Source organism: Terriglobia bacterium (genome assembly GCA_035712365.1).
Lineage (GTDB): Bacteria > Acidobacteriota > Terriglobia > UBA7540 > UBA7540 > SCRD01.
Genome location: DASTAW010000048.1, coordinates 384,544 through 390,725, shown reverse-complemented (window position 1 = coordinate 390,725; position 6,182 = coordinate 384,544). Strand labels below are relative to the sequence as shown.

Annotated in this window: 6 protein-coding genes; 2 read left to right on the top strand and 4 right to left on the bottom strand. The window is 61.2% G+C overall.

The features are described 5' to 3' along the window. Positions 1 to 21: 21 nt before the first annotated feature. Both VFQ24_15700 and VFQ24_15695 read right to left on the bottom strand, forming a co-directional pair. Positions 22 to 879 (bottom strand): IS110 family transposase, encoded by an 858-nt coding sequence (locus VFQ24_15700; protein HET9179800.1) that lies wholly within the window; start codon positions 877 to 879, stop codon positions 22 to 24. Next, entirely contained in the window at positions 810 to 1,043 is a 234-nt protein-coding gene (locus VFQ24_15695; GenBank protein HET9179799.1) for a hypothetical protein, read from the bottom strand. The genes VFQ24_15700 and VFQ24_15695 overlap by 70 nt, the downstream gene beginning before the upstream one ends. 513 nt (positions 1,044 to 1,556) lie before the next feature. On the opposite strand from VFQ24_15695, the gene VFQ24_15690 reads away from it, so the two are divergent. Continuing rightward, complete coding sequence (locus VFQ24_15690) at positions 1,557 to 2,075, top strand: DinB family protein (protein HET9179798.1); 519 nt, start codon at positions 1,557 to 1,559, stop codon at positions 2,073 to 2,075. 685 nt (positions 2,076 to 2,760) lie between these two features. Next, the gene (locus VFQ24_15685; GenBank protein ID HET9179797.1) at positions 2,761 to 4,026 is read left to right on the top strand and encodes a lactonase family protein; all 1,266 of its coding nucleotides are present in this window, start codon (positions 2,761 to 2,763) and stop codon (positions 4,024 to 4,026) included. A gap of 157 nt (positions 4,027 to 4,183) precedes the next feature. On the opposite strand, the gene VFQ24_15680 is transcribed toward VFQ24_15685, so the two are convergent. Next, complete coding sequence (locus tag VFQ24_15680) at positions 4,184 to 4,915, bottom strand: class I SAM-dependent methyltransferase (GenBank protein HET9179796.1); 732 nt, start codon at positions 4,913 to 4,915, stop codon at positions 4,184 to 4,186. A 128-nt stretch (positions 4,916 to 5,043) separates the two neighbouring features. Next, the gene (locus VFQ24_15675; protein ID HET9179795.1) at positions 5,044 to 6,156 is read right to left on the bottom strand and encodes an ABC transporter permease; all 1,113 of its coding nucleotides are present in this window, start codon (positions 6,154 to 6,156) and stop codon (positions 5,044 to 5,046) included. Between the last annotated feature and the right edge of the window lie 26 nt (positions 6,157 to 6,182).

Below are 6,182 nucleotides of genomic sequence, written 5' to 3'. Positions count from 1 at the left end.
AGGAATCTTTTCTTTTTTGCATTAGGCGGCGGCCTCTGCTGTGGAAATTTGCGCTGCGGGGAGCGGGTACAGCTTGTGGCCGTCGAAGGCGGCTTGGTGTTTGAACATGCCGAAGATGGCGTGAAGCAGTTTACGCATAACGGCGACCAAGGCGACCATCCTGGCTTTGCCGCGGGTTCGCAGATGCTCATAGAAGGCGCGCAGGTTGGGCTGATGCCGGATGGCGACCAAGGCGGGCATGTAGAGGGCGCGGCGCAGGTGGACATTGCCGTGTTTGCTGATGCGCGGTTTTTTATGCACGGAGCTGCCCGAGGAATGCTCGCGGGGATCCAGGCCGGCATAGGCCACCAGTTGCCGGACGTCGAGACCTTGCGGCGCCACGGCCAACTCGGCCAGCAAGGCAATGGCGCTGGTCTCGCCGATGCCCTTGGCGCTCGTGAGCAGATCGAAGCGCAGCTTGAGGTCCGGGTCCTGCCGGATGATTTTGACCGCCTCGACGGTGAGCCGCGCGACGGCGCGGCGCAGCGAACGAAGGCTGCGCTCCAGGTCGCGGCGCACGGCGGCGGGCGTGGTGTCGGTGGCCTGGGCGGCGTGGAGCCGCTTCTGCTCTGCGGCCTGCGTGTCTTTCAGGGCCTCCAGGCGGCGCGACAGAGCGTGCAATTGAAGGACAAGGGGGCGCGGCGGCGTCCAGGCTTGAAAGGGCATGCGCTTGGCAAACTCCAGCAGCACCCGCGCATCCAACCGATCATTCTTGCTGCGTTGCATCAGGGCCGTGGCGAAATGACGCGCTGCGCGCGGATTGGCAACCATCACTTCGATCCCCGATCGAGCCAGGGCCAGCGCCAGATCCAGGCCGTAGACCCCGTGGATTCCATACACACGCGAACCCGATGACCCGCACCCCGCAAGAAGCGAAGTACGGCTTGATGGCCTTGGGCGTCGTTGGCAAAACACTGGAGGGGGATCGTCCGCCCTTCACGCTCCACCGCCACGATCAGTTCCTGGGCGCTCACTTCGATGCCCGAAAAATCATGCTTGTCCATAACCACCTCCTGGCGTTAGGCTGTGGTTCTGGCTCCCCGACCCTGAGCCCTCTCCAGTCGAGCTTGCCAATGCAGGCTGCCCGTTTCCACGGGGCCTCAAATTCTCCTCGGCTTGGGAGAAGAGGGCGGGGGGCCTATCTACCCAACAGGCTCGCGGCACATCGCCGGGCCTCAGCGCAGATCGGCCTTCCCGCCAGAACAAGCCCTTGGCCTCAGAGATTTTTACCAGCCCGGCATCAAGATACAAGCGAAGAGTCTGTGGGATTCGAGACTTTTCGCTACCCGCTCTGCGGTTTTCGGGTTGTGGATGGATAGGGGGCAGGGCTTGCCCTGCCCACGAGGACCGTAGGGGTGGGGCTTGCCCCACCCAAGGTGACGCCGCGCGGGGAGGGCAAGCCCTCCCCCTACAAGCGGATGGGGCTGCTGTGCTCATCGGCGGCCACGCGGCATGATAGACTGGTCTCTAATCCACTTAGGAGGCGAATCAGAATGACTTATTACGGAGCAAAGGATTTGGCGCGCTCATTCCGCACGGTCCGCGGAAACACCATCCAGATCGCCGAAGAAATCCCCGAGGACAATTACGCTTTTCGCCCGGCGGCGGGCTGCCGGAGCGTGGCGGAGACGCTGGCGCACATCGCGGTGGTGACGCGCGTCCCGGAGCAGATCCATTTTGTCGAGCGCCGCAGCTCGCTGGAGGGTTTCGATTTCTTCGGCCTCATGGGCAAGCTGCAAGGGGAGACGCAAAGGCCCCGCACGAAATCACAGGCGATCGAGCTGTTGCGCAGCGAAGGCGAGAAGTTCGCCAAGGCGCTGGACGGAGCGGCAGACGCGTTCCTGGGCGAGCCGGTGGAGTACCCCGAAGGCATGGAGCCGCGAATCAAGTCGCGCTTCGAAATGCTGATCGCAGCCAAGGAGCACGAGATGCATCATCGCGGCCAGTTGATGGTGGTCGAGCGCATGCTCGGCATCACTCCGCACCTCACGCGTCGCATGGAGGCGTTCATCGCGGCGGCGCAGGCCGGCCGGTAAGTAGCGGCTGCGCAGACTTTCGCACTTCAGAAAGTCTGCGGCCTTTTTGCAAAGGAGGAACCGCAGCACGGTGGCGCCGAAGGGTCTCTGGAATTCGAGACTCTTCGCTACCCGCTGCATGGTGTTTTGCCGCCGCGGGTTGGGAGCCAAGTAGCCCGGCTGACAGTCGCTCGCCTTCGCAGGGCTCAAAGGATGGGGAAGCGACAGAAACCATCCACCTTGGCGTAGTCGGCTTAGTTAGGACGGCCGAGTTCATTATACTGCCCGGGCGCGTTCGCCGGAAGTTACCGCCGGGCGGCGGCGCCGATTGCGCGTGCAGAAATTCTGCGGCCGTTTCGCCAAAGGACTGTTTCTATCGCCCCATCAGGTGCTGGTTTGGATTTTCCGCGTCCCTTCCCATCCCGCAAGACGGGATGGGCTAAAGTCTTTCGCTCCTTCGGAGCTTGGCTCTCCGGGCCTGGATCGACATCCATCGCAAATACCGCGGCGTATGCAGCACCCGGGATCTGCATACATCGCACACGCCGCGATCCCGCAGTGCGGGACGCGACCCGCCAAAGGGCAAACCGCAGAGTCTGAAACCCACAGACTCTGCGCTACCCGGCTTGTTTTCTGGTGCGAACCGGGCCATAATCCTGCGTCCGGCAATCGCAGGCATTCACACAAAGCTCTGAGGAGGGGCCGCATGTCACAAACGGGTGAGGGAGGCGCGCGCGTTGAAAAGACTTCGGGGCGCAGCCTTTTGAAGAGCGCCGCGCCATTGGGCGCGGAGGCGGCGGACTTCTCGCAAGCCGCGCAGGGCCCGGCGGGCCGGCCCGGCGGAACGATTCTGGCCTACGTTGGTAGTTACACTTTGCCGGCAGGGCCTGACGGCATGATCGGGCGCGGCGAGGGCATCTACATTCTTGAAATGGATCCCGCCACCGGAATTCTTAAGCAGCGCGAACTGATCAAGCGAAACACCAATCCGTCGTTCATGGCCTATGATGCCGCGGCCCGATACATGTACTGCGTCGACTGGACGCCGACATATAAGGGCACAAAATCCGGCTCAGTGAGCGCCTACCGCATCGAGCGACCGAGCGGGCACCTGACGCTGCTGAACACCGTGAGTTCCGAGGGCGCCAACCCCACTCACCTCAGCGTTCATCCTTCCGGCAAATTCGTGCTGGTGGCGAGTTATTTTGGAGGGACGGTGGCCGTGCTTCCCATTCTCGAGGGCGGCAAACTGGGCGACGCCACCGACGTTTCACGCGATCAGGGCAAAGTGGGACCGGAGCGCGCCGCCAGCGCGCCGCCGGGAAGTTTTGCCATCAGCGGACATGACCATCCGCACGCGCACATGGTCGAGGCCGATGCGGCGGGTCGCTTCGTCTTTGCAGCCGACCTGGCGCTCGACCGCATCTTTGTCTGGAAGTTCGACGCTGAGAAAGGAAAGCTGGCTCCGAACGATCCTCCCTTTGTCGCGTTACCGCCAGGCGACGGACCGCGCCACTTCGCGTTTCATCCCAGCGGCCGCTGGTTTTATTCGCTGCAGGAAGAGGGTTCCACCGTGGCCGTTTTCGATTACGACCCGGCGCGAGGCAGGCTCACCGCCAAACAAACAGTATCCAGCCTGCCGGCTGGATTTGCGGGCTCAAATTTCCCCGCTGAAATCCTGGTTTCGCCCGACGGCAAGTTTCTCTACGCATCCAACCGCCTGCACGATACGATTGCGTGGTTTGCCATCAGCGCCAGCGGAACGCTCGCCTGGCGCGGCGAAGAATGGACCCGCGGGAATCATCCACGGGCCTTCAACTGGGACCCCACGGGAAAGTTTTTCTACGTCTGCAACCAGTTTGCCGACGCCATCACCACATTTCGCCTCAATCGCGAGACCGGGGCCATCACGTTTAATGATCAATACACTCCCGTGCCGAGCCCGGGTTCGATCATTTTCCTGACGGTTTAGTCGACCAGACGAGAAGGAAAGTTGCGCAGAGTTTCGTGGTCCAGAAACTCTGCGGCTTTTTCTTCAAAGAACGAACCGCAGAGTCTGAAACCGGCGGACTCTGCGCCACCCACCGTGTTCAAGCACGGGCGGGACGCCCGTGCCACACTGCAAGGCGCTACTTTTTGCACTGGAGGAAAATGACGGACGGGTCGTCGAAGAAGTCGTCCCAGAAGGCCGGGTCTTCGCTCCACTGGGGAGAGAGGCGCGGCGCGACCCACTCGACATCGCGCAGGCCAACCGCCTGCAGGGCTGCTTCGTGGGCATCGACGCTCAGGTAATAATTGTCAAAAGTAAACGTGCCGCCATCCTGAAAAATTGTATAAGTAATCGGCGTGCCGGGTCGAAGCTGTTCGCCGGCGCTCTTGATGAAGCCGTACTCTCGCGTGGCCGCGAACCTCTCAGGCGACTGGGCAGGATTGTTGTTGACGGTAACAAATCGGCCGCCCGATCGCAGTGAGCGGCTGACGGCCTGGCACATGGCGAGCAACTTCTCCGGGGTGTTCGCATAATTCAACAGGTAGCCGGCGGAAACGATGTCGAAGGGTTCGTCGGGCTGATAATCGATGGCGTCACCAACAACATATTCAACGCCCAATGGCGACTGGCTTTCACTGGCGCGCGCCAGCTCGATCATCTTATGCGAGAGGTCAACGCCCACCACGCGCCCGGCCCCAATGCGTTTGTAGATCCGCGAGTAGTAACCCTCGCCGCAGGCCAGGTCGAGCACCGACTTCCCGCGCACGTCTCCCAGCAACTCCAGCATCGTGTGCTGCTCGATGTAGGTGCGCCACGGCGAAAGTTTGGATTGCTTGTATTGCTCGGCGATCAGGTCGTAGTCCGTCCCCATGCTGCTCCTCGCTGGCAGATGCAGTGGCTGCATTGTACACGCCAAATGCCGGTGAAGGCCAGAAGCAAGAAGCAAGGAGGCAGAAGCAAGGAGCCAGAAGTCAGGAGTCAGAATCAAGAAGGCCTGAGTTACAGTGTGCGGCGGAAGAGCAGTGTGGCGCTGGTCATCATGATGATGGTGAAGACGGTGAGAAATGCGAGGTCGAAGGAGATGGCGGCAAATCCTGTGTTTTTAAGAAACAGCGTCTTGAAGGCGTGTACGGCGTAGGTGAAGGGATCGACCACCGTGATGACCTTCATCCACGCGGGGAAGGCGTTGATGGGGTAGACGGCCCCCGAGGGAAAGAAGAGCAGCGTGTTGAGCACGCCAAAGATGGCGCGCGGCACCAGCGGGTCGCTGATGCGCACCATCATCAGGAACATCATGCTGATCAGCGCCATCGAGCTGACCACGATCACCACAATCAGGCGCAGCAGTCGCAGTGGATCGAAAGGATGAGGAATGCCGGCCAGCAAGGCCCCCAGCGTGCTCAGCAGCAGGCCCGCCAGGATGGCTTTGCTGGCGCCCGAAAGCGTGAAGCCCATAATCAGTTCAAACTTCGTAATGGGCGTCACCAGGTAGCCTTCGTGCAAACCGCGAGCTTTATCATCAATAAAGATGATGCCGCCGCCGATCATGGCGGAAACAAAAATGGCCAGCACCACCGAGCCCGCCAGCAGATATTGGATGTAGGGAACGTAAGGATAAAGCTCCACCACCTGCAAGCTGGCGCCGCCGGGCACGCGAGGCTCGACGGCCGGCTGGTTGTAGGCGCTCACCAGTCCCGTGAAGACGCCCTCCAGCGCGCTGGTGACAAAATTGTCCGTGTTGTCTTCGACCAGCGCGATCTGCGGAGCGTGCTGCTCAAGAACATTGCGGGAAAAGTTGGGCGGGATTTCCACCACGGCGTCGATGCGGCCTTCTTTCAGATCGACGATTGCCTGCCTGGGATCGTTGTAATTCACCGTGGTGAACGTTAACGCGTTGGCGGCAATCGCTCCGAACATCTCGCGCAGGCGGACAGTCTCGATGCCGTGGTCCTGGTTGACGACTCCCACCTTCAGATTTTTGATCTTGCCGCCGAAGGCGTAGCCCAGCACCACCAGTTGCACCAACGGAAAAATCAGCGAGGCCATCATCAACGCAGGACTGCGGAAGAACTTCAACAGGTCGCGCTGGATGATGGCCGCAATGCGATTCATTGTTTTCCCGTCCCGCCGCCAAGCGC